Origin of the sequence: Mycolicibacterium mageritense (assembly GCF_010727475.1) — a bacterium.
GTDB lineage: Bacteria > Actinomycetota > Actinomycetes > Mycobacteriales > Mycobacteriaceae > Mycobacterium > Mycobacterium mageritense.
The window spans coordinates 4,396,083-4,422,400 of record NZ_AP022567.1 but is presented as its reverse complement, the minus strand read 5'-3'; the positions used below and the strand labels follow the sequence as shown (position 1 = coordinate 4,422,400).

Here is a 26,318-nt window from a genome sequence, read left to right as displayed (position 1 = left end):
GGTGAGGTACCACCAGTAAGAAGCATCCGCGGGTTTACCTCAAGGGTGTTGACGTAAGCGCAGCAGCTCCGGGATCAGCACCCGGGTGTCCGGTACGAACGGCCAGTCCGGGTCGGCCAGGTGCCGCGCGAGTTCGGCGTCGGTCCACCACCACCCGTCGGCGATCTCCTCCGGCTGATGCCGCAGCGGGCCGTCGCAGCGGGCCTCGAAGGCAAAAAGGTGACAGCGCATCGGTTTTCCGATCCACTGTCCGTCCCAGGCCGCAGCTGCCAACGGCGTGAGCGGCACATCGGTGATGCCGAGTTCCTCGGCCAGTTCCCGTGTCGCGGTCTCAAGTGGCGTCTCCCCGGGGTCGACCACACCACCGGCCAGGCAGTCGTGCATGCCCGCGAAGACCGCCTTGGTCGTGGTGCGCCGGTGCACGTAGATCCGCTCGCCGTCGGTCGACCGCACCAGAACCCCGGCGCTGCCGTGCCACAACCCTTCGGCGTATACCCGGCTGCGCGGCGCGACGCCGGTCTCGTTGCCGTCGGCGTCGTACACCGTCACCAGTTCGTCGACCATGTGCCGCGCTCCCTCCCCCTGCCGAGCAGTCGTGAAGGTACCCCAAATACGGCGTTTCCGGGTACCGGCGCGACTGCTCGCGGGAAAACGCTACCGGCCGGCGCGAGCGATGGCCTCACGCCGGTTGGCAGCGCCCAGTTTGCGGTAGATCGCGCGCTGATGGGTCTTGAGCGTGTTCACCGACACGGACATCTTGTCGGCGATCTCCTGCATGGTCATCGGTGTCCGCAGGAACGCCAGCACCTCGCGCTCGCGGGCCGTCAGAGCCGCGAACGGCGGATGGCGTGTCAACCCCTCGCACATGAGGAGGGAGCCCTCGACGAAGGACCGGTACGCCGTGCACGACATGTGCGCCGCAAGCAGCTCCTTGCCGAACACATCGGTGTTGTCGATGAACTGGTAGCGCACCTGCTCCGGAGCCGCCAGCGCCAGCAGTTGCTCCATGCGTCGATGGGCCGCGGCAGCATCGCCGCGTTGCCAGTCGATCACGGCCAGCGTGTGCAGCGCGTACACCGCGATATAGCCCGGCACCTGCGGTTCCAGAGCCTGCTGCGCCAGCCTCGCCGCCAGCTCGACAGCACCGAGCCGCCGGCACATCCCGGACATCATGGCCGACACCATCGGCACATGAACGGAATCGACCACACTGGCCGCCAACTCCAGCGCGACGGCATGCTGCCCACGTGCCTCGGCGATGCGCGCACGACTCGCGGTGGTGTAGCTGACCCACGGCACACCGTGCGTGTCCACATCGGGCATGCGGGTCACGGCCACCTCGGCGATGTCGAGTGCATCGTCGTCCCGCAGAGTCGATGCACTGAAGCACAAGAACATTCGTGCGGTATCGGGATAGCCGACGCCTGAGGACGCGTCGGCGGTGACGAAATGCCCCAGGGCTGTTTCGATCTCGCCGCACCAGAAGTCGATCCAGCCGGTCGTGAAGGTCGTGATGCCGTCGCCGTCGTGGGACAGCCACAGCTCAGGGGCGGAATCACCCGGCGCGGTCGCAGCCCGCAACGCCCGCTTCGCCCGACCAAGCTCACCGGCGTGGGCCAACGCGAACGCCAGGTTCTGGCGTGCGCGTTGCGCTACCTCGTCGAGACCCAGCGCTGTGCACTCGTGCACCGCGGCCTCCAGCAGCGCCGACCCGCGCGCCGGCCCGCGCCGCAGCCGCGAATCCGCCCAGCCCAGCACGAACAGCGCGCAGGCATATACGCGCGGGGTCACCACCTCGCGGTCGATCAGTGCCGCCTCCGCGCGCGCCGCCGCGGCCGCCATGGTGTCACGGTCGTCGGACACCAGGATGTGGGTGAGATCGGCGATGAACGCCAACCGCCGCGACGTCTCCGCTGTGGGAGCCATCGCCAAGGCCCGGTCCAACAGCAGCTGTGCCATCACATCGTCGCCTGCCATCGCCCGGCAACAGGATCGGATCATGAGCAGTTCCGGATCCTCGCCGAAGGCCTCGGCGAGCCTCACGCACGCGTGATCCAAGGCCGCGGAACGGGATTGCAGCAGCAGTTCGAGCCAGTGGTCGGCGATGATGTCGCACCCGGCGCGGTCATCGGCCCGGATCGCGTGTTCGACGGCCTCCAGCGGATACCGCCGGGCCAGCTCACGGGCGGCAAGCCGATTGAGCGCATACCAGTCGTCGGGCCGCCGACGTCGCAGGATTTCGCCGCAGTGCCTGACGAAGATCGAATGCCATTGATACACCGCATCTTTACCGGATCCGATGCGCTCGATGAACAGACCCGCCGCGACGCAGTCGTCGAGCAGTGCGCCGCTGTCGGCGCGTCCCGACAGCGCTTGTGCGAGGCTCTCGTCGACCCGCGGGCACACCGTGGCGTGCAACGCGAATTCCGCCAGGTCCGGACGCAGCCGCGCCAGCACCGCGGTGGCGATGTAATCGGTGAGATCGATGTCGGCGTGGAAACCCTCGGCGCCGCCGCTGACGAGGATCAGCCGCACGGCACCCGGCCAGCCGTTCGTCGCGGCCATGACGCTGTCGACGTCGCGCGCCGTCACCGGCACATCGACGCGCGCGGCCAGTGCCTCCACCTCGGCGCGGGTGAACGCCAGCTCGGCCGCACCGATCACGGCCACCTGCTCTTGCACCCGCAACCGCATCCATTCGGGCGCCACCGGGTCTGTGGTGAGGAAGATGAACCGCAGCCACCTGGGGCCGTTCTCGACCAGGTCCACGACGTCGGTGTCCGGCCACACCGCACGGGCGAGTTGGTGATCGTCGACGACGACCGTCACCGGGTGCGGCGGTTCGATCGCGGTCAGGGCCGCAACCGCGGCGTCGTAGTCCGTCGCGTCGAACACCGCTGCCAGAGCCCGCCCGAATTGTTCGCAGTCGTCACCGGCGGCGTTGAGCAGCGCGGTGAGCATCCCGCGCAGCACATCGCTGCGATCGTTCATGCGCTCGGTCAGCGTCAGCCATGCCACCGACCCGGGAGCGTACTGTGCCCGATCGGTGGCCCAGCGGGCTACCGCCACCGTCTTGCCGAAGCCCGACGGGGCGGCGACCAGGATCGCCCGTGTGCCGTCGCCATATTCGTCGAGCAACCGCGTGATCGCGTTGCGGGACAACATCTCCGGGCTCGATGACGGTGTGGTCGCAAGAAACCATGGCACCGGGTGCATCCCTGCATTTCCGGACTGCCACACGGAGGCGAATTATATGCCTCTTTACGCCACCGTAAGTGCGATCTGGCCCCTACGGCGTGACGATGTTGAACCAGAACGGGAACGTGTCCATCAGCCCGATGAACTCCGTCACCGAGTCGCGGTTGCCGTCCACCTTGACCTTGTTCTGGTTGATACCGTCGTCGAGCTTGAGTTTGCCCATCTGGATCTGGTTCATGGTGTCCTTGGACAACGTGAGGCTCGCGTTGGCATCGGGTAGCTTGCCCGGCTGATAGTTGAGTACGCCGTTCTCGACCACCAGGGTGTAGTCCTTTTTCAGGTCGTCGAACGTCACATTGAGCTTGATGTTCTTCCCCGCAGCCTTCGGGCCGTTGAGCCGCACACCGAGGTAATCGAACATCATCTCGGGCGGCATCGCGTCGATGGTGTCGGGACTCGCGGTGTCGGTACCGCCCGCGGTCGGTACCCCATTGCGCAATTCGTACGCGCCCTGCAGGTACACCGAACGCCACGGCCCGGACTCGGCCTGGTAACCGAGCTGCTCATAGCTGTCGGCGAGGAGGTTCTTGCCGTTCACGCTGTCTGGGTTGGCAAACACCACGTGCTTGAGCACCATGGCGGTCCAGCGGTAGTCGCCGTTGTCGAAGTCCTTCTTGGCCTTGTCCAGGATCGCGGCCTCACCACCCATGTACTCGACGTATTTCTTGGCTGCCGCTTGTGGCGGCAGGTCGTCGAGATCCGACGGATTGCCGTCATACCAGCCCATATAGCGCTGGTAGACCGCTCGCGAGTTATGCTTGAGCGTGCCGTAGTAGCCGCGGTCGGGCCAGAAGTTGTTGATTTCCGGCGGGAACGCGATCTCCTCGGCGATCTCCGAACCCACCAAGCCCTGGTTCATCATCCGGACCGACTGGTCGTGCATGTATTTGTACATGTCACGTTGCTTCTTCCAGTAGTCGATGATCTTGTCGCGGCCCCACATCGGCCAGTGGTGGCTCTGGAACTTCACGTCGGTGTTCGGTCCGTAGACGCGGATGGTGTCGTCGAGGAACTTCGCCCAGATCCGGGCGTCGCGCACCTGCGCGCCCCGCAGCGTCAGCAGGTTGTGCATGGTGTTGGTGGTGTTCTCGGCCATCCACATGGCTTTGAACTGCGGGAAGAACGTGTTCATCTCGGTCGGTGCCTCGGTGCCCGGCGTCATCTGAAACTCCATGTCGACGCCGTCGACGGTCATCTTCTGCCCGGTGGTCGTGATGATGTCGGTCGGGATGATCAGAGTGGGCACACCTGTGGACACCGTCATGCCGAGGCCACCGTTGACGCCACCCTCGGCGTTGCGCGGCAACAGCGCGCCGTACATGTAGATCGCGCGACGCGACATGGCGTTGCCCGCGATCACGTTCTCGCTGACCGCATCCTCCACAAAAGCCTGCGGAGCAATGATTTTCACCTTGCCCGAGTCGACGTCGGCCTGGTTGACGATGCCGCGCACACCGCCGTAGTGGTCGACGTGCGAGTGGCTGTGGACGACGGCCACGATGGGACGGGCACCGAGATGTCGATTGGTGAGGTCCAACGCGGCCTTCGCGGTCTCCGGCGAGATGGCCGTGTCGACGACGATCCAGCCGGTGTCGCCCCGCACGAACGTGACGTTCGACAGGTCATAACCGCGCACCTGGTAAATCCGGTCGGGCACGACCTCGAACAGGCCGTACTCCATGCACAGCTGGGCGTTTCGCCACAGGCTCGGGTTGACGGTGTCCGGCGCGGGCTTGCCGTCGGCAATGTAGCCCTTGTACTGCTCGAGATCCCAGACGACGTCGCCGTTTTCGTTCTTGATCGTGAGAGTGTCAGGGCGCGAGAGCAAACCGCGTTTGGCGTCCTCGAAATCGCTGCGATCGCTGAACGGCAAGGTGTCGAGCACCTTCTTGTTCGCCGCTTTGGTGGCCTCGGTGGCCCCCTTGACGGAGTTGTCGGTGGTGACCTCCCCGCCACCACCGCCTCCACCCGAGGCCGTCCCCGATTTGTCGTCGCATGCGGCGATCAGCGTCGTCGCGGCGCCCGCGACCGCCAGGCCACCCAAAATCTTGCGGCGCGGCAGTCGCGCTCGGAAATCGTCACCTTCGCCGGCATTCTGCACGTTCGAATTCGGACCCATGAACCGGATTATGCCGACTGCGCCATCCTGTTTCGTTCGAATCGCCGGACCGGTTACACCAATTCAGAATTGTGACATTCCCACTGCCTCACCCATTTCGGGTGAGGACGTTCCGCAGATTTCGTTTGTGAGCAAACGAGTTACGGCTTGCTGGAGCGCCATTCACCCGAACGGACCGCGACATTGGTTGGCCCATACACCACACATTCACAATGCGTCGATGAAAAGATGAGGGCTGTCTGCAAACAGGCCACGGATCACGAAGAGCTAGGGGACGTTCGATGGTTCGAGTCTTGGCACTGCTTGCGCTGGTTCTTGCGCTCGTCACCGGTTGCGGTGCACCGTCAGAGCAGCAATCCCCGCAGGAAGATCCTGACAGTGCGGGCCACGTCGTCTCCGAGACACAACTGGACGACCTCGCCCCGGCGCTGCGGGATGCGGCCGCGTCGGCCAGAACCATGACCTATGCCTCGCGCAACGGCGTCAACGACGCGGTCTCCCATGTCACGGGATCGGTTTTCGTGCCCAAAGGAACCCCGCCGCCCGGCGGGTTTCCGGTTGTCGCCCTGGGCCACCGGACCACAGGCACGTCAGCCGAGTGCGCACCTTCCCGATCGCCCGATCTACTCGGCGAGGCCGCGACCGTGGCCGCGCTGCTGAAAGCCGGGTACGTCGTCACCGTGCCCGACTATCAGGGCCTGGGCCGTCCCAGCGAACCCGACGAGTACGACTTCCACCCGTATCTGGACTCGACCACGGCGGGGTACAACATGATCGACGCGGTGCGCGCGGCACGCACGATGGTGCCCGAAACGTCCGCGTCGTGGGCCGCACTCGGCGCGCGAGAAGGTGGCCAGGCCGCCTGGGCGGCCAACGAACTCGCCGACAACTACGGCTACGACCTGAAGCTGGTCGCCACCGCGGCGCTGGCTCCGATGGCCGACATCGCAGGGCTTGCCGACGCTGCCGCGGCGGGCACCCTGACCACCGACCAAAAATTGGTCTACGTGGCATACCTGGCCGCGCTGAAAGACGAGTACTACTACGACTTCGAACTCGACGACTACCGGCGCGGGGCAGCCCAACAGAATTGGGACGCGCTGCTGCGCTGCCAGGACGCCGCCCAGCGAACGTCGTTGGCCGAAAAGCTGACCGCGGACGATTTGCGTCCAGCCACTCCAGAAGCGCTGCAGACCCTTCGTGGCTACCTCCAGAAGACCAATCTTCCCCAGGGCCCGACACAAGTGCCGATGTACGTCATATACGGCGGCCAGGATTCGGTGATCCCGGCAGCGTGGACGGAGCGTGCCCTCATCGCAGGCTGCACGATGGGTGACGTCATCCAGATCGCCTACTGGCCCGACAAGAACGGCGACCAGATCGAGCCGCTCGCGGCGTTGGGCTGGCTCGCCGATCGGTTGAAATCACTTCCCTCGGCCAACGACTGCCCCGCGTTCACGGCGGCCCACAAACCATGAGCGACGCGCACAGGAGCGGCCATGTCACTCACTAGCGGCTGGATCCCCGTCACGCTGCAAGTGCTCGCACTCGTCGCGCTCGTGGTCGGCGTCGGGCGCAGACCGGGCGTGCCGTGGGTACGGTGGCTGACCATCGCGCTGCTGACCGGTGTGCTGTTCGCGGTTGCTGTCCGCGTTTTCGTCCGTTACCAGGGCTGGTCGGAGAAGGCCGCGTCGGTGAGCACCGTGGTGTGGGTCGTCGTCACGGGATTCGCGGCCGCGGTCATGGTGCTCGCGTGGCGCGGCGGCCTGTGGTGGCGCCGGATCGTGTCCGCGCTGGCCGTCGTGCTCGCGGTGCTGTGCTCGTTGGCCGAGCTCAACATCTCGACCGGGTACTTCCCCACGGTGCACGCCCTGTGGCAGCGTGCCACCGGATCCGAACCGCCGCAATGGATCGACGAAGACGCCTTGACGGCGATGCGCCAGAGCGGTGCGCAGCCCACCCGCGGCACCATGGTGTGGATCGAGACGCCCAGGGACGCTTCAGGGTTCGGTCATCGGCGCGAGCTCGTGTACCTGCCGCCCGCCTGGTTCCGGTCCGATCCCCCGCCGCGACTGCCTGCGATCATGGCCATCGGCGCGGAGTTCAGCCACCCCTCCGACTGGCCCGAATCCGGCGGCGCCCGCAAAACTCTCGACGAGTTCGCCGCATTCCACCACGGGACCACGCCCGTCGTGGTGTTCCCCGACTCGACCGGGACGTTCGACAACGACACCGAATGCGTCAACGGTCCGCGCGGCAACGCCGCCGACCACCTCACGCAAGACGTCCGCCCGTATGTGGTCTCGCACTTCGGCGTGAGTCCGGACCCGGCCAACTGGGGCCTGGTCGGGTGGTCGTCGGGCGGCACGTGCGCATCGATGCTGGCCGTGCGAAACCCCGAGTTGTTCAGTGCTTTCGTCGCACTCGACGGCCAGCTCGGCCCGAACAGCGGCACCAGGGAGCAGACCATCGCCCGGTTGTTCGGCGGCGACGCCGCCGCGTGGGCCGCGTTCGACCCGCGGACGATCATCGAGAAACACGGCCGCTACGACAACACGTCGGCCTGGTTGGGTGTTTCCGAACAGACACCGACGGTCCACCGGGCCGCCGGTAAACCACTCACCGACCCCGCCGCCATATCGGAGTGGGACCAGTACTCCGAAGAGCACGCAGCCAATGCCAACAAGTTGTGTCTGCTGCTGAGTGCTCACAACGCGGAATGCTCCGTCGTCAGCTATCCAGGCTCGCATACCTTTCCGGCAGCAGGTGCGGGGTTCGCAGACGCATTGCCATGGCTCGCAGGCCAACTAGGCACGCCGGGTGTCGAGCAGCTGCCGATGCCGGGCGACTAGCCGTCGACCCGCTCGTTGACCCGGTACAGCCGCCAGTCGGGCTGACCGTCACCGTCGTTGGGAATCTCGAGCTCCAGGGTCGCAACGTCCGCGCCGGTGTCGTACAACGTGGGGTATCGCAGATTGAGCGCATCGGACGTGCCGCGGCCAATCGGCGGCACCGCGAGCAGGTACCGGATGCCGTTGGCGGTGGGATCGTTGAGCAACTCGGTAAAGTCCGGATCGGACGGGATGACGAAGACTCGCGGCCGGCTCGACGCGGCCAGAATGCCGAAGCCGTACACCGTGTCCGTGATCACCGAACTGTCCGGAAGGTCAAGCGATTCGAGATAGCCTGCGATCCGGCGTTCGGTGCCGAAGGTCCGGGCGATCCGGTGTTCGGTGGCCTTGCGTTCGGTCACGTTGTACGGATCAGGTTTCAGCACAGCGCCCAATCCGTACTCCTGCGGAGCGTAGTCGGGCTGAGCCATGCCCACGATCGTCACGGGGATTCCTATCGCGACGGTGGCGGCCACGGCCGCATAGCGAGCCGCCGAACGATGGTGTCGCGGCTGGGCGACGGTGGCCGGCGGTGCATACCGGCCGCGGCGGGTGGGCGCCACCAACACGCCGTCAGGTACGGCGAGCATCGCCAGGCACGCCGTCAACGGGATCGCGATGATGAAGAACCGCAGGAACGGAAACGTCGATCCCGCCGCATAGCTGTAGGTCTGGAACACGAGCACCGCGCCGAACAACGCCAACGGCACCAGCAGCACCTGCCAGTTGGGCCGCCCCCATCGTTGCATGACCACCCACAGCACCAGCGGCAGCATCGTCGGGGCCAGCAGCATGATGCAGACCACGGCGAATTGCACTCCGTGCGCGAAATCGGGTGCGGTCTGGCCTGATTGTTCGAGGATCGCGGTGTTGCCGTACTGCGATGTGAACTGCGCGAAGGCTTCTCCCGTGATGAGCCACCCCGCGGCGGCCCAGCCCAGGAACGCCAGCGCACCGGGGCCGCTGACGATCAACAGATCCAGAATTGCGCGCCGCAACCGGGGCGCCGGTGTCGCCCGCACGTACGTGGTGACGCCCACCAGGATGCCTGCCGCGCCGATGCAGGCGGCCGCGTCGTAGCGAGTCAGGTAGGCCAGGCCCATCGCGATGCCGCCCGCGGTGACCAGATGGTGAACGTCGTCGTCGACCATCCACATGATGAGCCGGCGCACCGCCCAGGACATGAAGAAGATGAACGGTGCCTCACTCATCCCGTTGGACCCGTAGAACACGATCATCGGGTTGAGCGCGAACAACAATGTGATGGTCAGCGAATATGCCCGCGGCAGGCCACGATCGGTGCCCATGCTCAGGATCTGCACCGCGGCTCCCGCCATGAACGCCGCCGACATGATCGTGCCGGAGAACGCACGCGCGGCGATGTCCGACCACAGCGTGCTGAGCGCGATGGCCGGGATCTGCACCATCGCCGCAACGGGCGTGAAGATGAAGCCCAGTGCGGCCAGGTGCGGGTCGCGGCTGAACAACACGGACTGCGTGGCCGCGACGCGCGACAGGGTGTCGCCCATGATGAACCCGTGGTGGACCTGCAGCCAGTACCCCACCGCGAGGTAGAGCACCAGGCAGGCGAAGAAGATCGTGATCTTGAGCCGGCGGTCCGGGCCTCCGAGCACGCGCGTCGTCACGCTGCGGCCGCATCTTCTGTCGCCGTGCCGTCGGGCCGAGCCGCCAGGCCGTGAAATGTCTTCTCCCAGAACGACGGTTGCCGGATCATCTGATAGCAGCCCTTGGCCGCGGCCACGCTCATCATGACCCAGAACAGCGGCACGCTCAGCGCCGCCAGCAGCAGATCCGAACGATCGTCCTCACGCAGGGCAACCATGTTCATGTACATCACCGTGAAGTTTCCGATGACCATCGCGATGAGCGCCGGGAAGTAGATCAGCACGGGGAACACCTCACCGACGACCGCGGGCTGGCCGAGGAACCACAGCACCGTGATGAACCAGAACAGCAGGTTCAGCACCGCGATGATGGGGGTGCCGGCGAGCACGAGGGTGAACCGGATGAAGCTGCGCAGACCGAGTGTGCGATACAGCTTGAGCGGTTCACGGATGTGGACCAGCCAGGTCTGCAGGTAACCCTTGTACCACCGGGATCGCTGCCGAATCCAGTTGATCACATCGCTGTTGGCCTCCTCCAGCGTGAATGAGTCGATGACGGCCGTGCGGTATCCGTTCGAGGCGATGCGCAGACCGAGGTCGGCGTCTTCGGTGACGTTGAACGGATCCCACGCACCGATCTTCCGCAAGATGTCGCGGCGCAGGTGATTCGAGGTGCCGCCCAACGGGATCGGCGACGTACTGACCATCATGCCCGGCAGCAGGTAGCCGAACCACAACGCATACTCGGCCGTGAACCACGCGGTCAGCAGGTTCTGGTGACCGTTGTGGTAGACGAGCTTGGCCTGCACGCACGCGACGTTGTCGGGCAACTGCCGGAAGGCCGCCACGACGCGCCGGAGCTGCAACGGCTCGGGCAGATCCTCGGCATCGAAGATCGTGACGATCTCGCCGGTGGCGAAGTGCAGACCGTAGTTGCACGCTTTGGGCTTGGTGCGCGGCTCGGCGGGCGGTACCAACAGGATTGTGATGACGTCGGATTCGCCGCACGCCTCGGCAGCGTCGATCGTCACCTGGTCGTCCGCCTCGAGCAACAGCAGCACCTGCAGCTTGTCCCGCGGATACTCCAGGGCATCCATCGCGCCGATGAGGTCGGCGACCACTTCCGGCTCGTTGTATGCCGGCACCAGGATGGTGTACGGCGGCAGTTCGTCATCCGGTATCGCCCGCGCCACCTCGTCAGCGATCACGATGGGCCGCGACGCGAGCCCGCGTTTGAAGATCAGCACCCGGTCACCCAACGTCAACAGGTAAGCGAGTGTGCACAATCCGATGAGCACGACGGCGGTCTGCATCGGGCGCCAGACGCCGAACGCCACCACGATGGCCAACAATGCCCACAGCACGGGCTTCTGCCAGCCGAGCAGCGGGGTGGACGCAGAATGCACCGGATCGTCCTCGCGCAGACCGTTGATGGCACGGTGCAACGCGTAGTCGCGCTCACCGTCAGTCAGGGTCTCGGGATCGAACGTCTCGCGGTACCTCATTGCCCACCCCCGGCCTGTTCGAACTGCTCGGCCACGATCGCCTGGCCGAACTCGGTGAGCAGTTCGGCGTCCTTGAACGTCGGCTGTCGTTGCACCAGTACCGAATTTCCCCGGAACAGGACCGTCAACAGGTTGCGGAGGGTCGATACGAGACCACGCTGCGGATCGGGAAACGGCGCGTCCGGCAAATGGTTGTCGACGGCAAAGATGTCGACGATCTGGTCCTGGTCCTTGTCGCCCCACGCGAACCGGAGCACGTCCCACGTGACCAGCAGGCGGTCGTCGATCGCGGAGAAGAGCTTTCCGCGTACCCCGTGGCCCAGGTCCACCACGCGAGGCGCGCTGAGCCGGGTGCCGGTGGTGTCGTAGAGCACTTGACCGGGATAGGCGTCGAACGAGAACGGCAGTTCGCTGACGATGCTGTCCACCATGAGTGTTCGTGGCGCGGACAGCTTGTCGAACCGTCGGTCGCCGACGTCGGCGGTCATCCGTTGCCGCACCAGCAGCGCGTCGTCGCCGTAGTAGCGCGCGACGCCGGAATAGGTCTGCTCACCCGTGGGTGTCCAGCCGGGCGGTGCTGCCAGCCGCTTTCCCGGTGCGAGATCGTATGGCGCGGAGCGGCTTATCTCGGTGGCGCTCTGCTGCCGCGGCAACGGCATGAACGCCAATGCGACCGCGACGACCACCACCAGCGGGATCGCCGACCAGATCTGCTTGGCCGCAAGCGGCTCGACCTTTCGGTCGAGGATCTTCTTCGGCTGACCCCGGCGCGTGTAGAGGAAGGCCGCGACTCCCACCGCGACGATCGCGGTGAGCGACGGAATCATCTGGTACGCAAGGACCGCGGCGTCGGGCGCGACCCATTTCAGCAGGACCAGGAAGACCGAACCGAAGACGAACGCACCGGCCGCACCGAACACCGCGCGTTTGCGCGTACGTCCCACCGCTATCGCGGTCGCCGCGGCGGCGATCAGCAGAGTCCCCGTCCCGGCGGCGACCTTGCCGCCGCCGAGAGCGATGACCACCACCTGGTAGGGCAATGCGGAGATGAGCGAGAGCAGCACCCAAACCCAGCCGAAGCGGGCCACCGGGCGCACCCCGAACAACACGAGGCTGCTGCTGAGCATGAAAAGCCACAGCGCCAGCAGATCCAGTCGCATCAGGTGGAAGAACTCCGAATAGCGCTTGAGCAGGACGCCCTGCACCATGAGCGCGAGACCGAACCCGATGACACCGACGATGATGTCGGTCTGGCGATCGTGGATGGGCAATTCGGTCCGGCGCCGGAAGTTCACCCCGAGGGCAGCGAGCACGGCCGCGATCGGCACCATCCAGACATATCCGATCAAGCCACCCGCGAGTGTGGTCTGGATCAGGTTGAGCAAGCTCTCCCGGAACGCGACGACCGTCAGCACCGCGATGAGCAGCCATCGCGACACCAACCGGACGGTGGGATTCAGACCGAACCACCACGTCTGCAGTGATTCCCACGGCCCCGCGTCGGGTTCGGCGGTCGTGGTCACGGTCAGCTCCGCGACCGCCGCTTGCGCCACGCGAGCGCGCCGGCGCCGACGGCCGCCAGAACCACCGCCGCAATGCCGACGCCCGCATACAGCGCCTTCCGGTCGGTGCCGGCCGCCGCCGGCTCCGATGCCGCCGTCTGCGTGTTCACCTGTATGGGGGCGCGATCCCCCACCGCGATCAACACGTCACCCGTGAGCGCCGACCACCGCGCGGTGTCGGTGTTCAGCCACGCGAGCAGGCGGTCGAGTTCCTGGGGTGAGTTGGTCGACGTGGCGACCAGGAGGCTGCGGCCGCCTGAGTAGAGCGTCTGCAGCGAGCCGAACCCGACCTTGGGATCGAGCGTGAGTGTGCTGGAATTGCCGCTGCTGTCGACATTGTCGACCGTGATCACGTTCTGGGAATCGACCGAGACCGGCAGCGTGACTGCATCCTCGTCCCAACCGTCCGGGCTCACCACCAGTGCCGGGTTCGACGACGTGATGGCGTCTGGGCGCGGCACCACGACGGTGTCGAACGGACGCGCACTCAGGCGTTGCAGACCGGTGAGGATCAGCGCGGCCCTGCGCAGGTTCGCGAAGCCCTCGTCGATCCCGACCTCCATGCGCGGCATCAACGCCTGGGGTAAGGCCTGGAACCCCGGCGGCACAGGCGGATTGGCCAGCTTGCTCTCCACCGGTGTTTCACCGTCGATCGTCAACGTGATGGGTTGAAACTCGCCGCAGCGCCCCGTGTTTCCCGCGGCGTTCACCGCGACGTCCAAGTTCGTGTACCGCTGCAGCAGGCGATCCGGAACGTCGACCCAGCGGTCGATGCGTCCATCGGGCTCGGTTGCCCAGCGGTCGATCGTCTGGCCCCCGATGCTGACAACGACCTGCCCGGCGACGCTCGCGGGCAACGGCGTGTATGAACCCTGCAGATGCACGCGGACGCCGTGAACGGAACGGCCGAGCCTGGTCTGGTCGAGCGGAACCGTCACCCGCGGATTGACCAGCGCGGTGGCGTTGACGCCGGGCTGACCGAGCTGGCGGATCGTGGTCAGGTCACCCGGCAACTGCGGGCTCGCCGACAACGGTCCGACGACGGCCTTCGAACTCACCGCGAGTTTCGAGAGGTCGCTGGTGAGCAACCGCGCCTGGTTGGTCAGCTCTCCGGACGAGCCCGAAATCAGCAGAGCGGGTACGGCATTGGGCCCCTGCAGGCTCAGTCCGGGCGCCTGCCCCTCCCGCACCACGATCTGGCGTTCCAGCGGAGCCGGAGGCGGTACCGGTCCGCCGTCGGTCGGTACCAGGTCGACAGCGGTGCGCTGCAGGCCGTACCGCGCCACTGTCGCCGTGACGAGTCGAAGCGCGGCATCGGATTCGGCCTTCGACGGCTCGGGCGGCACGAACACGGTGAGCTTCTGCAGCACCGGGGGCAGGAAGTCGGCGATGGTCGTGGGTGGAAGTTCCCGGCCCGTGTAGCGGACCGACGTGTCGACGAGGCGCAGCGGATTCGTCGGGTCGTACACGCAGTAACCTTCCGGCATGGTCAGATAACTGCGCAGCAACACCGAGACGGCATTGTCGACCACGCGCGCTCCGGTCAGGGGAATCGATATCGGGCCCTGGTCCGGCGGCAGCGGCACCCGCGTCAGCGCGCGGTCGTCCTGCGTGACCTCAAGGGTTCCGCCACGGGCGTTGACCGGTAACAACACGGTCGCGAGCAGCTCGGCCGGAGTGAGTCCGGGTTGCACGGGAAACGTCACGGTCTGCACACCCTCGACACCGTAGAGGGCGACATCCGGATCAGTGCCCAGCGTCCGTAGGCTCAATGTCGGCGAATTGGTCAGCGAATCGCCATCTTCGGGTGCTGCCTGCGCGACACCTGGCACAACAGTTCCGGCAACGACCATCGCAGCGGCTAACAGCGGCAATATCCGTGCAGTCACACGAGGCAGCCTAAGCCGGGCGTTGCGCATTCGGCCGAGTTCACAGAAATCGTTATGGCCGTGGAAACTGCGCGGCCACCAGACCTCGCCCGAATTGGGCGAGGAGTTCTTCGTCTTTGAACGTGGGCGTCCGCTCGTCGAGAACTGCATTGCCGCGGAACAACAATGTGATCAGGGTCCGCAAGGTGGATGCGATGTTCTCCGAGGGGTGCGGGAACGGTGCGTCGGGTTCATGGTTGTCGACGGCAAATACCGTCACGCGTTGCGCCAGCTCCCTGTCACCCCACGCGAATTGCAGTGAATTCCAGGTGACGAGCAGGTCATCGTCCACCACCGACAGCATCTGACCGTGTACACCGTTGCCGAGGTCGACCGGGCGCAGCTGACTGAGCCGTGCGCCGGTCAGTCCGTAGACCACCCGCGCCGGATACACGCCGAACGTGAAGGGGCGTTGACTGACGATGCTGTCCACCACGACGGTGCGAGGCCTGGCGAGCTTGTCCCAGCGCGGGTTCCCGGAATCCGCACGCATGTACTGGCGCACCAGCACGGCGTCGTCGCCGTAGAGCCGGTGGACCTCGCTGTGGTTCTCGCGTGCCGTCGTCGACCATCCCGGCGGCGCGACCAGTGGCTGCGCGGGCGACAGCACGTCCGGGCTCGTCCGGCTTATCGGCGCGGTCGTCACCTGAGTCGGCAACGCACACAACGACAGTGCGAGCGCAACCACGGCCACGAGCGGCACGGCCGCCCAGACCTGCCTGGCGGCAAGCGGTTCCACCTTGCGGTCGAGCCAGCGCTTCGGGACACCCCGGCGGGACAACAGATACATCGCAACGTTGACCACACATATCGCCGACAACGCAGGTACTTGCTGATACACCAGCAACGGGGCTGCCGGGCGGACCACGCTGATGGTCACGAGCACCGCGAATCCGAACGCCCACGCGGCCAGCGATCCCGCCAACCCGCGACGAAAGGTGCGGCCGACGCCGATACCCGTGCCGACCGCGGCGACCAGAAGCGTTGCGGCACCGGCCGCGAACTTCCCACCGCCCAGCACGACGACGGTCAGGTAATACGGCAACGAGAACCCCAGCGCGAACAGCGCCCACACCCAGGCGAAGCGCAGCACGGGGCGAAGGCCGAACAGCACGATGCAGCAACACAACACGAAAAGCCACGCCGCGACCAGGTCGAGCCGCAAAAGGTGAAAGTACAGTGCGTACCGGTCCAGCAGCGCGGCCTGGATCATCAGGGCCAAGCCCAGACACATGATGCCGACGATGATGTCGGTCTGCCGATCGTGGATGGGCAGCTCGGTGCGGTTCCGGCGGGAGACGCCAACGGCCACCATGGCGGCCGACACCGGCACCACCCAGACGTAGCCGCCGATGCCGCCTTCCCTGGTGGTCGTGACCAGACTGCCGAAGCTGTCGTGGAACGCGAACGCCGTCAGACCGATGATCAGAAACCACCGAATCGCCAACCGATAACCGGGATGAATGTCGTAGTACCGCGCGAGGACCGTCGCGGGACGGGCCCGGTCCGCCAAGGATTTGGACGCCGACGTCGCGGTCATCGGCGTCGGGAAAGTGGCGCCCGAGCTAACGAGTACGTAAATAAGCAGTTTCGGCCGATGCAGGCCCAATGCGCTTCAATTGCACACCATTTCCCCGCTCGCATGGGCGCGATGCTATGACAGCCAAAGCGACGGGCAAACCCGAATTGAGAAGCTGGACAAAACCGTGCCCAGTACTGCGAATTCAGCAAAATGACATGGCGCCGACGGACAGCGGGCCGCAGTCGGCTTTTCTGCGCATTGACGTGTTACCGGCGAATTCTGTGCCTAGCAGACACGAATGTCCCCCAAAACCGGAGTTTTGGGGGACATTTGCGTCTGCTCGCGCGAGAAGGTGACTCGCGCAGAGAAATTACTTGGCGCGTTCCAGGATCTCGACCAGCCGCCACCGCTTGGTGGCCGACAGCGGCCGGGTCTCCATCAGCGAGACGCGGTCGCCGATACCGGCATCGCCGTTCTCGTCGTGCGCCTTGACCTTCTTGGTGGTCCGGATGATCTTGCCGTAGAGCGGGTGGCTCTTGCGATCTTCCAGCTCGACCACGATGGTCTTCTGCATCTTGTCGCTGACCACGTAGCCGATGGCGGTCTTGCGACGGCCACGGGGCTTCTCGGTGGCCGGCGTGTGCTTGGGGCCCTTAGTCTCTGCCATTACGAATCCTCACCAACGGGCCCGGACGCCAGACCCAACTCACGTTCACGCAGCACGGTGTAGACCCGTGCAATCTCCTGGCGCACGGTGCGCAGCCGACGGTTGTTGGCGAGCTGTCCGGTCGCCATCTGGAAGCGCAGGTTGAACAGCTCTTCCTTGGACTCGCGGAGCTTGTCCTTCAACTCGTCGTCAGTCTGCTCGCGCAGTTCACCAGGCGAAGTTCCCACTGCCATCAGAACTGCTCCTCTCGAGTCACGATGCGTGCCTTGATCGGCAACTTGTGGATCGCGCGGGTGAGCGCGTCCCGGGCGATCTTCTCGTCGGGGTAGCTCAGCTCGAAGAGCACGCGACCCGGCTTGACGTTGGCAACCCACCACTCCGGCGAACCCTTACCCGAACCCATACGGGTTTCGGCGGGCTTCTTGGTCAGCGGACGGTCCGGGAAGATGTTGATCCACACCTTGCCGCCACGCTTGATGTGCCGGTTGATGGCGATACGAGCGGACTCGATCTGCCGGTTGGTGATGTAGGCGTGCTCCAGTGCCTGGATGCCGTACTCACCGAAGCTCACCGACGTGCCACCGCTGGCGATGCCGCGCTGCTGAGGGTGATGCTGCTTGCGGTGCTTGACCTTGCGGGGAATCAGCATGTTCAGCTCTCCGTGTTCTCTGCGGAGGGCGCTTCAGCCGTCGCCGGCACTGCGGACTCCGCGGTCTCCTCGGCAGCACGGCCGGCCTCGGTGCTCGTCGCCGTGGTACCCGACGAACCGCTACGACGCGGCCGGGTGCCCGACGGACGCTCACGACGCGGCCGGTCTGCAGCCGGCGCGGCAGCGGCGAGCTCGCGCTTGCCACCGACGATGTCGCCCTTGTAGATCCACACCTTCACGCCGATGCGGCCGAAGGTGGTCTTGGCCTCGTACAGGCCGTAGTCGATGTCGGCCCGCAGCGTGTGCAGCGGAACCCGGCCCTCGCGGTAGAACTCCGAGCGGCTCATCTCAGCACCGCCGAGGCGGCCCGAGCACTGCACCCGGATGCCCTTCACGTTGGGCTGACGCATCGCCGACTGGATGGCCTTGCGCATCGCGCGGCGGAACGCCACACGATTCGAGAGCTGCTCGGCAACACCCTGGGCGACCAGCTGAGCCTGCGACTCAGGGTTTTTCACCTCGAGGATGTTGAGCTGCACCTGCTTGCCGGTCAGCTTCTCCAGGTCGGCGCGAATCCGATCGGCCTCGGTGCCGCGGCGACCGATGACGATGCCGGGGCGCGCGGTGTGGATATCAACTCGGACTCTGTCGCGAGTCCTTTCGATCTCCACATCGGCGATGCCGGCCCGCTCCAGGCCGGTGGCCAGGAGGCGACGGATTGCGACGTCTTCCTTGACGTAATCCTTGTACTGCTTGTCGGCGTACCACCGGGACTTCCACTCGGTGGTGATACCGAGCCGGAAGCCGTGGGGATTGATCTTCTGGCCCACTACTGCGAGCCTCCCTTCGCTTCGCTCGAAGCCTCGGTCTTCTTGGCAGATGCGGCCTTGCTGCCCTGAGCACGACGGCTACGCGCCGAGGCTGCAGAGGAACCCTTCTCGCTGCCCTTTCGTGGCGGACGGCTTTCAACGATCACGGTGATGTGGCTGGTGCGCTTGCGAATCCGGAACGCACGCCCCTGGGCGCGCGGACGGATGCGCTTGGCGGTCGGGCCCTCATCTGCATAGACGGTGGCGACCACCAGGGTCGCGGGGTCCAGCCCCTCGTTGTTCTGCGCATTGGCGGCGGCGCTCGCGATCACCTTGGCGACCGGCTCGCTGGCGGCCTGCGGTGCCCACCGCAGGATGTCGAGGGCTTCCTCGACGCTCTTGCCGCGGACCAGGTCGATGACGCGCCGGGCCTTGGTGGCCGAGACGCGCACGAAGCGCGCCTTCGCTTGCGCGGACGGGTATTCGGTAACAGTGCTCATCGACGCTTGCTCTTCCGGTCGTCCTTGATGTGACCCTTGAACGTGCGCGTCGGGGCGAACTCGCCGAGCTTGTGCCCGACCATCGCCTCGGTGACGAACACCGGGACATGCTTGCGGCCGTCATGTACCGCAAAGGTGTGCCCGATGAAGTCGGGGATGATGGTCGACCGACGCGACCAGGTCTTGATGACCTGCTTGGTGTTCTTCTCGTTCTGAACGTCGACCTTCTTGAGCAGATGGTCGTCGACGAACGGACCCTTCTTCAGGCTGCGTGGCATCGCTATTTACTCCTAGCGCTTCTTGCCGGTGCGCCGGCGTCGGACGATGAGCTTGTCGCTCGCCTTCTTGGGCTTGCGGGTGCGGCCCTCAGGCTTGCCCCACGGGCTCACCGGGTGACGGCCACCAGAGGTCTTACCCTCACCACCACCGTGCGGGTGGTCGACCGGGTTCATCACGACGCCACGAACGGTGGGGCGCTTGCCCTTCCACCGCATCCGGCCTGCCTTGCCCCAGTTGATGTTGGCCTGCTCGGCGTTGCCCACCTCGCCGACGGTGGCGCGGCAGCGCACGTCGACGCGACGGATCTCGCCGGACGGCATACGCAGCGAGGCGTAGGTGCCTTCCTTGCCCAGCAGCTGGATGCTGACACCGGCCGAGCGGGCCAGCTTGGCGCCACCACCGGGCCGCAGCTCCACAGCGTGGATCACGGTGCCCGCGGGGATGTTGCGCAGCGGCAGGTTGTTGCCCGGCTTGATGTCGGCGTTGGCACCGGACTCGATGACATCGCCCTGCTTGAGGCCCTGCGGCGCGATGATGTAGCGCTTCTCGCCGTCCAGGAAGTGCAGCAGCGCGATGTTCGCGGTGCGGTTGGGGTCGTACTCGATGTGCGCGACCTTGGCGTTCACGCCGTCCTTGTCATTGCGACGGAAGTCGATGACGCGGTAGGCGCGCTTGTGGCCACCGCCCTTGTGCCGGGTGGTGATTCGACCGTGCGCGTTGCGGCCGCCCCTGCCGTGCAGCGGGCGAACCAGCGACTTCTCCGGATGGTCGCGAGTGATCTCGGCGAAATCGGAGACGCTGGCACCGCGACGACCCGGAGTCGTCGGCTTGTACTTGCGAATTCCCATATCAGTTAAATCTCTCTAGTCCTCGGTGCTCCCGGCTCAGGCCGGTGCTCCGAACAGATCGATCGGCTTGCTACCCGCGGCCAGCGTGACGATGGCGCGCTTGGTGCTCTTGCGCTTACCGAAACCGGCGCGGGTGCGCTTGCGCTTGCCCTGACGGTTGGCGGTGTTCACCGAATCGACCTTGACGTTGAAGATCTTCTCGATCGCGATCTTGATCTGCGTCTTGTTCGAATCCGGGTGCACGACAAACGTGTACACGTTGTCCTCGATCAGCCCGTACGACTTCTCCGAGATGACCGGGGCCAGGATGATGTCGCGGGGGTCGGTCACGGTAGCCATCAGGCCGACACCTCCTCTTTCGTGTTGGACGAGATGTACGCATTGAGCGCCTCGACCGAGAACACCACGTCGTCAGCGTTGAGCACGTCGTAGGTGTTCAGCTGATCGGGCGAGATCACGTGCACGCCAGGCAGATTGCGAACGCTCTTGGCGCCCACCTCGTCCGCGCGGCCGATGACCACGAGCACCTTCTTGTTCTCGGTCAGCGTCGCCAGGAACGCCTTGGCGCTCTTGGTCGACGGGGTCTGACCTTCGATCAGCTCGGTGATCGCGTGGATGCGCTCGTTGCGGGCCCGGTCCGACAGCGCACCGCGCAGGGCGGCGGCGATCATCTTCTTCGGGGTCCGCTGGCTGTAGTCGCGCGGCTGCGGGCCGTGCACGACGCCACCACCGGTGAACTGCGGTGCGCGGGTCGAGCCCTGACGGGCGCGGCCGGTGCCCTTCTGCCGGTACGGCTTCTTGCCACCGCCGGAGACCTCACCACGGGTCTTCGTCGCGTGCGTGCCCTGACGCTTGGCGGCCAACTGCGCCGTGACCACCTGGTGCATCAGCGCGATGTTGGGCTCAACGTCGAACAGCGCGGCGGGCAGCTCGACGGAACCGTCCGTCTTGCCTGCCGGAGTCTTAACGTCAATCTTCAAAGTCATTACTTCTCGCCTCGCTTGATTGCGCTGCGGACGACAACCAGTCCACCGTTACGTCCGGGGATGGCGCCCTTGATCAACAGCACGCCGTTCTCGGCATCAACCTTGTGCACCTTGAGGTTCTGGGTGGTGACGCGGTCACTACCCATGCGACCCGACATCCGGGTGCCCTTGAACACGCGGCCCGGGGTGGCGCAGCCACCGATCGAGCCGGGACGACGGTGCACGGCCTGCGCACCGTGGGCGGCGCCCTGGCCACGGAAGCCGTGACGCTTCATGGTGCCGGCGAAGCCCTTGCCCTTGCTGGTGCCGGTCACGTCGACGTAAGCACCGTCGGCGAAGATCTCGGCGGTCAGCTCCTGGCCGACCTCGTACTCGGCGGCAGCCGCCTCGTCGTCGAGCCGCAGCTCGGCCAGGTGACGGCGCGGGTTGACGCCCGCGGCGGCGAACTGGCCGGCGACCGGCTTGTTGACCTTGCGGGGGCTGATCTCGCCGTAGGCCAGCTGAACGGCGCTGTAGCCGTCACGCTCGGTGGTACGGATGCGGGTCACCACATTGGGGCCGGCCTTGACGACCGTCACCGGGACGACTTTGTTGTTCTCGTCGAACACCTGCGTCATGCCCAGCTTGGTGCCCAAAATGCCTTTTCTAGCCATTTTTCTCGGGTCTCCTACTGGATGTTGACGTCGACGCTGGCCGGCAGATCGATGCGCATGAGAGCGTCAACGGTCTTCGGCGTCGGGTCGAGGATGTCGATAAGGCGCTTGTGGGTGCGCATTTCGAAGTGCTCCCGCGAGTCCTTGTACTTGTGCGGGGACCGGATGACGCAATACACGTTCTTCTCGGTCGGCAGCGGCACTGGGCCAACCACGCTGGCGCCGGTACGGGTGACCGTTTCGACGATCTTGCGCGCCGAGGCGTCAATGGCCTCGTGGTCGTAGGCCTTGAGCCTGATGCGGATCTTTTGTCCCGCCACGCTTCTCCTACCTCGCTCCTGCTTTCGTACATCGGCCGGCCCCGTGCAGATCCCCTGATGGGATCCAGTTCGGGCCTGTCCCGGCGCGGTCGCACCGAGTGTTGCCGCCGCTGTTTACCTGTCTGTGGTCCACCGGCCCCCGCGGTCGGGCGTGTCGCCCTCACGCACACTCAACCAGTCTGGAAAAATCCGTCGTGATCGGTGTTGGGACCGGATGCGCCCGTTAAGGCGCCGGTCGTATGCCCGGCCAGGTGTGAACCCGGCGCAAGGCAACCCGAACAGTATGCCCTAGATCCGGGCGTCCTCCAAATCTGCGACCGGACGACCCGACGACGGTGCGAGCGTGGGCGTTGTGCACGTAAAACAAGCGGTAAGCGGGCATATGTCCCACGCTCGCCGACCCTAACGCCGCGGGCCCTATCTTACTGCTGAGTAAGATAGGGGTCATGACCGCGATTTCAGGGACGTCGAGCGCCACCTACCGCGCCTGGCAGCAGCTGTCCGGTAAGCCGCTGGGCACCCGGCTGTTCTCGGCTGCCGCCATGGCACGTGTGCCCTATTTCGCGTCGGTGCTGCCCCACGTGCGGCGCATGGAGCCCGGGCTGGCCGAGGTCGACGTGCCGAAGTGGTTCTTCATCTACAACCACCTGCACACCGTGCATGCGATCGCGTCGTGCAACGCGGCCGAGATGGCGATGGGCATGCTGATGGAGGCGACGGTTCCCACGAGCCATCGCTGGATCCCCAAGGCCATGACCGTGCAGTACCTGGCCAAGGCCACCACGTCGCTGCGGGCGACGGCACGGCTCACGCCGCCGGACTTCGCGACCATCACCGATGGCACCGACATCGTGGTACCGGTGAGCATCACCGACCGGCACGGCGAAGAGGTCGTGCACGCCGACATCACCACGTGGGTGACGCCGGCCTGAGGTGGACCGTCAGGGCTTGGCGAACCCTTCCTTGGCGAGAACCTTCTGTCCGGCCTCACCGGTGACGAGGTCGACGAAGCGCTGCGCGAGATCCTTGTGCCCGGTCTGCTTGAGCACGGCGATCGGATAGGTGTTGACGGCCTCGGCGGCCTCGGGGAAGGCGATCGCGGTCACCTTGTCCCCGGCACCGGCAGCGTCGGTGACGTAGACGACGCCTGCGTCGGCCTGGCCCGTGGTCACCTTGTTCAGCACATCTGTGACCGACGATTCTTCGCTGACGGCTGCCAGATTCACGCCGGTGGCCTTCTCGACCTTCTCGGTCGCCCCTCCGCACGGCACCTGCGGCGCGCACACCACGACGTTGAGGCCGGACTGCGCGAGATCGCGGAATGACTTGATGCCCTTGGGGTTTCCGGGCGCCACCACGATGGTCAAGGTGTTGGTCGCGAAGTCGACCGGCGCGCCGTCGAGCAGGCCTGCGTCGGCGGCCTTGTCCATGTTGCGCGTGTCCGCCGACGCGAAGACGTCCGCGGCGGCCCCCTGCGTCAGTTGCGTCACCAGATCCGAGGAGCCCGCGAAGGAGAACTCGACAGAGGCACCGGGATTGTCGGTCTTGAACTGCTCACCGAGCTCGGTGAACGCGGTCTTCAGCGATGCCGCGGCGAACACCATGATCGCGCCGTTGTCCGGTGCCGACTCGTCGGCCGTCGAGCTGCAGCCGGCGACCGCAGCCAGCACGGCGACCGCCGCAACCCCGAACCGCATCCGAATCATGTTTGTCCCTTCGGGGTTTCGACGATCACGGTGGTCGCCTTGACCACCGCGACGGCCACGCTGCCCGGTTCGAGCCCGAGGTCACGGGCCGACTGGCTGCTCATGAGCGACACGACGGTGAACGGTCCGCACTGCATCTCGACCTCGGCCATCACCTCGTCGGCCACCACGCGGGTCACCAGACCCGTGAATCTGTTGCGCGCCGAACTCCCGATTCCGAGCACGTCATTCGTGTTCCCGGCGGCATGGGCGCGGGCGAACGCGGCCAGCGCCGCACCGTCGACCACCTTGCGGCCCGCCGCATCGGCGTGAGCCGGCAGCGCTCCGTCATCGATCCAGCGGCGCACGGTGTCGTCACTGACCCCGAGCAACGCGGCCGCGTCGCGGATACGGATGTCAGGCATGCCTGCGAGCCTAACAACCGCATCTACGGAGAAAAAGAGCTAGAACATCCGTAGCTGCGGACAAATACGCTAGCCGAGGTAGGTTCCGTGTCCTTCCCGCACCAGGTTGCCGTCGAAGATCAGTACCTCGTTGACCAGTCCGCCACGTTGGTTGCGGTAATTGATCACGAGCGTCGACTGGCCGCGGTAGACATCGACGATCTCGAAACGCAGATCGGGCATACCGGCCAGCGCCGTGGTCCAGTAGTCGCGCAGCGCGGCCTTGCCCTGCACGACGCCGTCACTGTCGGGCAGTACGCGGGCCGCCACCGGCGAGCTGAAGACCACGTCGTCGTGGAAGTGCGCGAGCACGGCCTCCACGTCGTGCGCGTTCCAGGCACGCACCCATTCGTCGGCGAATCCCTGCGGATCCGGCGTGGCCATCGACTCACCTGCCTTTCAATCCAGCCCAGAACGGGCACTGATGTTCGTCTTGATACCCGGATACCATCCGGCTGCCGTCCGGCTGCAACGACATCCAGGGGCCCGCGCCGTCGACTGCGGGCCAGTCCGGCTGACCGCCGGCCGCCGGGCTGCCGGAATGCACGAAACTGCTCCAGTAACCGATCATCGCCGCGGACAGCGCCTGCTGCGCGGGGTTGAGTGGTGGTGCACCGCCGACATCGAACAGGTACCGCAATTCGAGCGAATGACTGGCTCCGACGGGGAACGGCAAGGTGCGCATGGCTTCCGGCGCCGGCGCACCGCGGTCGTTGAACTCATAGGCGTACACCGGGTCCGTCCGCCCCAGGGCGCCGGCCATCCGGTCGGCAACGCAGGCGAACTCACCGTCGGTGACCGCAGCCGAATACGCCTGTGCCACACCGCCGTACCGATCTATCGGATATCTGGCCCCGACCGCGGGTGCGTTCACACCGAACGTCTCGTCCAGCAGCCCCGGGTACTCACCGGGCGCGAAACGCTCCCCTTGCCTCAGGTAGCGCAGCGCCGTGAACAACGTGAACTCGTCGCGCGTGGTGCCCAACAGCGCGGGTACGTGCGCCTGCTGCCCGGCCCCGAATGCGGTCAACGGCGCGGCCGGGAGCACGGTGGTCCCGGTGACCGGTCCGGTCAGCTCGTCGCTGCCGATGTTGAAGTACCAGACGGGGTTTCGAAGTTTGTCGACCGGGAGCGCGCGCAGGCATGCGGCTGCGGTCGCAGGATCGGGACACCCCGCGCCTGCCGCGTAGTCGATGCTGCGCCGCTGTGCCGTCGCCAGGTCGGCCTGAGCCTGACATGGCGCGCTCATCACGATCGCGGCCCGGAACAGACCGGCCGACCCGGGCGCGACCAGGTGATCGCACACCGACATGCCGCCCGCCGACTCGCCCGCGACGGTGACCGCGTCCGGGTCTCCGCCGAACGCGGCGATGTTGTCGCGAACCCAACGCAGAGCCGCCTGCTGATCCGACAGCCCGTAATTGCCCACGCCGCCCGCGGGCCCGAGCCCGGGGTGCGCCAGAAAGCCGAGGGTGCCGAGCCGGTAGTTGACCGTCACCACGAGCATGTCGCCACGGGACGCGAGCCACCTCGCGTCATAGATGCCGCTGCTGCCGTTGACGAATGCGCCGCCGTGAATCCACACCATCACCGGCAGGGCGGCATCGGTACGGCGGGGCGGCGTCCACACGTTGAGCGTGAGGCAGTCCTCGGAGGTGTTCTGGCCGCGTTCCGGATCTGCGGCGGGATCCTGGATGCAGCGCGGACCCGCACGCGTGGCGTCGCGCTCCCCCACCCAGCCGAGCGCGGGTTCCGGCGCCGCAAACCGCAGCGGTCCGACCGGCGGTGCCGCGTAAGGGATTCCGGCGAACAGCCGGTGATCGGGCGCCGCCACACCGCGCAGGGTTCCCGCGCTCGTGGTCACCACCGCGGGATCACCGCCCTGCACATCGGCGACAGGCGCGTCGCCCGCAAAGGTCTGGCTGCCGCCGCGGCCGCAGGCCGACACGGGCGACATCGTCAACACAAGCGCGGTGACAAGCGCGGCGCCGTTGCGACCGACCCGGCTCACCTTTGCTGGCAGCACGACCACTGAGCCTACTGGCATT

Annotated in this window: 26 protein-coding genes; 3 read left to right on the top strand and 23 right to left on the bottom strand. The window is 66.1% G+C overall.

The window, feature by feature from the left end; genetic code table 11:
* Positions 1 to 39: 39 nt before the first annotated feature.
* From G6N67_RS21200 to G6N67_RS21190, 3 genes are all read right to left on the bottom strand, one after another.
* Entirely contained in the window at positions 40 to 564 is a 525-nt protein-coding gene (locus G6N67_RS21200; RefSeq protein WP_036429106.1) for an NUDIX hydrolase, read from the bottom strand.
* 90 nt (positions 565 to 654) lie between these two features.
* The gene (locus G6N67_RS21195) at positions 655 to 3,207 is read right to left on the bottom strand and encodes a winged helix-turn-helix domain-containing protein (RefSeq protein ID WP_163642262.1); all 2,553 of its coding nucleotides are present in this window, start codon (positions 3,205 to 3,207) and stop codon (positions 655 to 657) included.
* A gap of 82 nt (positions 3,208 to 3,289) precedes the next feature.
* Positions 3,290 to 5,377 (bottom strand): alkyl/aryl-sulfatase, encoded by a 2,088-nt coding sequence (locus tag G6N67_RS21190; RefSeq protein WP_229478623.1) that lies wholly within the window; start codon positions 5,375 to 5,377, stop codon positions 3,290 to 3,292.
* Positions 5,378 to 5,658: 281 nt separating this feature from the next.
* Here G6N67_RS21190 and G6N67_RS21185 point away from each other — a divergent pair, with 281 nt between their 5' ends.
* Positions 5,659 to 6,855, top strand: coding sequence for a lipase family protein (locus G6N67_RS21185; RefSeq protein ID WP_036429108.1), 1,197 nt, complete (start codon positions 5,659 to 5,661; stop codon positions 6,853 to 6,855).
* A 21-nt stretch (positions 6,856 to 6,876) separates the two neighbouring features.
* Positions 6,877 to 8,229: an alpha/beta hydrolase gene (locus G6N67_RS21180; RefSeq protein ID WP_036429109.1), complete on the top strand. Its 1,353-nt coding sequence runs from the start codon at positions 6,877 to 6,879 to the stop codon at positions 8,227 to 8,229.
* On the opposite strand, the gene G6N67_RS21175 is transcribed toward G6N67_RS21180, so the two are convergent.
* The 16 genes from G6N67_RS21175 to rpsJ all read right to left on the bottom strand — a co-directional run bounded on the left by G6N67_RS21175 (position 8,226) and on the right by rpsJ (position 22,121).
* Positions 8,226 to 9,914, bottom strand: coding sequence for a glycosyltransferase family protein (locus tag G6N67_RS21175; protein WP_036429110.1), 1,689 nt, complete (start codon positions 9,912 to 9,914; stop codon positions 8,226 to 8,228). The genes G6N67_RS21180 and G6N67_RS21175 overlap by 4 nt on opposite strands.
* On the bottom strand, positions 9,911 to 11,398 hold the full coding sequence (locus G6N67_RS21170; RefSeq protein WP_036429111.1) for a glycosyltransferase: 1,488 nt from the start codon (positions 11,396 to 11,398) through the stop codon (positions 9,911 to 9,913). Before G6N67_RS21170 ends, G6N67_RS21175 begins: the two co-directional genes overlap by 4 nt.
* A complete protein-coding gene (locus tag G6N67_RS21165; protein WP_081812599.1) occupies positions 11,395 to 12,921 on the bottom strand; it encodes a hypothetical protein in 1,527 nt (508 codons plus the stop codon). The genes G6N67_RS21170 and G6N67_RS21165 overlap by 4 nt, the downstream gene beginning before the upstream one ends.
* Positions 12,922 to 12,923: 2 nt before the next feature.
* Positions 12,924 to 14,813 carry a hypothetical protein gene (locus G6N67_RS21160; RefSeq protein WP_235749814.1) on the bottom strand — a complete coding sequence of 630 codons (1,890 nt, stop codon included), beginning with the start codon at positions 14,811 to 14,813 and terminating at the stop codon, positions 12,924 to 12,926.
* A gap of 88 nt (positions 14,814 to 14,901) precedes the next feature.
* On the bottom strand, positions 14,902 to 16,428 hold the full coding sequence (locus G6N67_RS21155; protein ID WP_036429112.1) for a hypothetical protein: 1,527 nt from the start codon (positions 16,426 to 16,428) through the stop codon (positions 14,902 to 14,904).
* 352 nt (positions 16,429 to 16,780) lie between these two features.
* Positions 16,781 to 17,077 (bottom strand): 30S ribosomal protein S17, encoded by a 297-nt coding sequence (gene rpsQ, locus G6N67_RS21150; RefSeq protein ID WP_036429113.1) that lies wholly within the window; start codon positions 17,075 to 17,077, stop codon positions 16,781 to 16,783.
* A complete protein-coding gene (gene rpmC / locus G6N67_RS21145; protein ID WP_036429114.1) occupies positions 17,077 to 17,310 on the bottom strand; it encodes a 50S ribosomal protein L29 in 234 nt (77 codons plus the stop codon). The genes rpsQ and rpmC overlap by 1 nt, the downstream gene beginning before the upstream one ends.
* The gene (rplP, locus tag G6N67_RS21140) at positions 17,310 to 17,726 is read right to left on the bottom strand and encodes a 50S ribosomal protein L16 (protein WP_036429115.1); all 417 of its coding nucleotides are present in this window, start codon (positions 17,724 to 17,726) and stop codon (positions 17,310 to 17,312) included. Before rplP ends, rpmC begins: the two co-directional genes overlap by 1 nt.
* 2 nt (positions 17,727 to 17,728) lie before the next feature.
* A complete protein-coding gene (gene rpsC, locus G6N67_RS21135) occupies positions 17,729 to 18,556 on the bottom strand; it encodes a 30S ribosomal protein S3 (protein WP_036429116.1) in 828 nt (275 codons plus the stop codon).
* Positions 18,556 to 19,035, bottom strand: coding sequence for a 50S ribosomal protein L22 (rplV, locus tag G6N67_RS21130; protein WP_036429117.1), 480 nt, complete (start codon positions 19,033 to 19,035; stop codon positions 18,556 to 18,558). Before rplV ends, rpsC begins: the two co-directional genes overlap by 1 nt.
* The gene (rpsS, locus tag G6N67_RS21125) at positions 19,032 to 19,313 is read right to left on the bottom strand and encodes a 30S ribosomal protein S19 (protein ID WP_003892827.1); all 282 of its coding nucleotides are present in this window, start codon (positions 19,311 to 19,313) and stop codon (positions 19,032 to 19,034) included. Before rpsS ends, rplV begins: the two co-directional genes overlap by 4 nt.
* A gap of 12 nt (positions 19,314 to 19,325) precedes the next feature.
* The gene (rplB, locus tag G6N67_RS21120) at positions 19,326 to 20,162 is read right to left on the bottom strand and encodes a 50S ribosomal protein L2 (protein WP_036429118.1); all 837 of its coding nucleotides are present in this window, start codon (positions 20,160 to 20,162) and stop codon (positions 19,326 to 19,328) included.
* A 36-nt stretch (positions 20,163 to 20,198) separates the two neighbouring features.
* Entirely contained in the window at positions 20,199 to 20,501 is a 303-nt protein-coding gene (rplW, locus tag G6N67_RS21115) for a 50S ribosomal protein L23 (RefSeq protein ID WP_036429120.1), read from the bottom strand.
* Positions 20,501 to 21,148 carry a 50S ribosomal protein L4 gene (rplD, locus tag G6N67_RS21110; RefSeq protein WP_036429122.1) on the bottom strand — a complete coding sequence of 216 codons (648 nt, stop codon included), beginning with the start codon at positions 21,146 to 21,148 and terminating at the stop codon, positions 20,501 to 20,503. The genes rplW and rplD overlap by 1 nt, the downstream gene beginning before the upstream one ends.
* On the bottom strand, positions 21,148 to 21,801 hold the full coding sequence (rplC, locus tag G6N67_RS21105; RefSeq protein WP_036429124.1) for a 50S ribosomal protein L3: 654 nt from the start codon (positions 21,799 to 21,801) through the stop codon (positions 21,148 to 21,150). The genes rplD and rplC overlap by 1 nt, the downstream gene beginning before the upstream one ends.
* A 14-nt stretch (positions 21,802 to 21,815) precedes the next feature.
* A complete protein-coding gene (gene rpsJ / locus G6N67_RS21100; RefSeq protein ID WP_003883485.1) occupies positions 21,816 to 22,121 on the bottom strand; it encodes a 30S ribosomal protein S10 in 306 nt (101 codons plus the stop codon).
* Positions 22,122 to 22,567: 446 nt separating this feature from the next.
* On the opposite strand from rpsJ, the gene G6N67_RS21095 reads away from it, so the two are divergent.
* The gene (locus G6N67_RS21095; RefSeq protein ID WP_036429126.1) at positions 22,568 to 23,053 is read left to right on the top strand and encodes a hotdog fold domain-containing protein; all 486 of its coding nucleotides are present in this window, start codon (positions 22,568 to 22,570) and stop codon (positions 23,051 to 23,053) included.
* Positions 23,054 to 23,062: 9 nt separating this feature from the next.
* On the opposite strand, the gene modA is transcribed toward G6N67_RS21095, so the two are convergent.
* The 4 genes from modA to G6N67_RS21075 form a co-directional block, all read right to left on the bottom strand.
* The gene (gene modA, locus G6N67_RS21090; RefSeq protein ID WP_036429128.1) at positions 23,063 to 23,827 is read right to left on the bottom strand and encodes a molybdate ABC transporter substrate-binding protein; all 765 of its coding nucleotides are present in this window, start codon (positions 23,825 to 23,827) and stop codon (positions 23,063 to 23,065) included.
* Positions 23,824 to 24,231 carry a TOBE domain-containing protein gene (locus G6N67_RS21085; RefSeq protein WP_036429130.1) on the bottom strand — a complete coding sequence of 136 codons (408 nt, stop codon included), beginning with the start codon at positions 24,229 to 24,231 and terminating at the stop codon, positions 23,824 to 23,826. The genes modA and G6N67_RS21085 overlap by 4 nt, the downstream gene beginning before the upstream one ends.
* Before the next feature lie 69 nt (positions 24,232 to 24,300).
* Positions 24,301 to 24,654, bottom strand: a complete 354-nt coding sequence (locus G6N67_RS21080) for a nuclear transport factor 2 family protein (RefSeq protein ID WP_036429132.1) — start codon at positions 24,652 to 24,654, stop codon at positions 24,301 to 24,303.
* 4 nt (positions 24,655 to 24,658) lie between these two features.
* Entirely contained in the window at positions 24,659 to 26,227 is a 1,569-nt protein-coding gene (locus tag G6N67_RS21075; protein ID WP_051578853.1) for a carboxylesterase/lipase family protein, read from the bottom strand.
* Positions 26,228 to 26,318: the final 91 nt, after the last annotated feature.

Bases quoted from the DNA above. Each gene is read 5' to 3' on its own strand.
- G6N67_RS21200 (WP_036429106.1), bottom strand. From the start codon at position 564: ATGGTCGACGAACTGGTGACGGTGTACGACGCCGACGGCAACGAGACC.
- G6N67_RS21190 (WP_229478623.1), bottom strand. From the start codon at position 5,377: ATGGGTCCGAATTCGAACGTGCAGAATGCCGGCGAAGGTGACGATTTC.
- G6N67_RS21185 (WP_036429108.1), top strand. From the start codon at position 5,659: ATGGTTCGAGTCTTGGCACTGCTTGCGCTGGTTCTTGCGCTCGTCACC.
- G6N67_RS21180 (WP_036429109.1), top strand. From the start codon at position 6,877: ATGTCACTCACTAGCGGCTGGATCCCCGTCACGCTGCAAGTGCTCGCA.
- G6N67_RS21170 (WP_036429111.1), bottom strand. From the start codon at position 11,398: ATGAGGTACCGCGAGACGTTCGATCCCGAGACCCTGACTGACGGTGAG.
- G6N67_RS21160 (WP_235749814.1), bottom strand. From the start codon at position 14,813: ATGGTCGTTGCCGGAACTGTTGTGCCAGGTGTCGCGCAGGCAGCACCC.
- G6N67_RS21155 (WP_036429112.1), bottom strand. From the start codon at position 16,428: ATGACCGCGACGTCGGCGTCCAAATCCTTGGCGGACCGGGCCCGTCCC.
- rpsQ (WP_036429113.1), bottom strand. From the start codon at position 17,077: ATGGCAGAGACTAAGGGCCCCAAGCACACGCCGGCCACCGAGAAGCCC.
- rpmC (WP_036429114.1), bottom strand. From the start codon at position 17,310: ATGGCAGTGGGAACTTCGCCTGGTGAACTGCGCGAGCAGACTGACGAC.
- rplP (WP_036429115.1), bottom strand. From the start codon at position 17,726: ATGCTGATTCCCCGCAAGGTCAAGCACCGCAAGCAGCATCACCCTCAG.
- rplV (WP_036429117.1), bottom strand. From the start codon at position 19,035: ATGAGCACTGTTACCGAATACCCGTCCGCGCAAGCGAAGGCGCGCTTC.
- rpsS (WP_003892827.1), bottom strand. From the start codon at position 19,313: ATGCCACGCAGCCTGAAGAAGGGTCCGTTCGTCGACGACCATCTGCTC.
- rplB (WP_036429118.1), bottom strand. From the start codon at position 20,162: ATGGGAATTCGCAAGTACAAGCCGACGACTCCGGGTCGTCGCGGTGCC.
- rplW (WP_036429120.1), bottom strand. From the start codon at position 20,501: ATGGCTACCGTGACCGACCCCCGCGACATCATCCTGGCCCCGGTCATC.
- rplD (WP_036429122.1), bottom strand. From the start codon at position 21,148: ATGACTTTGAAGATTGACGTTAAGACTCCGGCAGGCAAGACGGACGGT.
- rplC (WP_036429124.1), bottom strand. From the start codon at position 21,801: ATGGCTAGAAAAGGCATTTTGGGCACCAAGCTGGGCATGACGCAGGTG.
- G6N67_RS21095 (WP_036429126.1), top strand. From the start codon at position 22,568: ATGACCGCGATTTCAGGGACGTCGAGCGCCACCTACCGCGCCTGGCAG.
- modA (WP_036429128.1), bottom strand. From the start codon at position 23,827: ATGATTCGGATGCGGTTCGGGGTTGCGGCGGTCGCCGTGCTGGCTGCG.
- G6N67_RS21085 (WP_036429130.1), bottom strand. From the start codon at position 24,231: ATGCCTGACATCCGTATCCGCGACGCGGCCGCGTTGCTCGGGGTCAGT.
- G6N67_RS21080 (WP_036429132.1), bottom strand. From the start codon at position 24,654: ATGGCCACGCCGGATCCGCAGGGATTCGCCGACGAATGGGTGCGTGCC.
- G6N67_RS21075 (WP_051578853.1), bottom strand. From the start codon at position 26,227: ATGTCGCCCGTGTCGGCCTGCGGCCGCGGCGGCAGCCAGACCTTTGCG.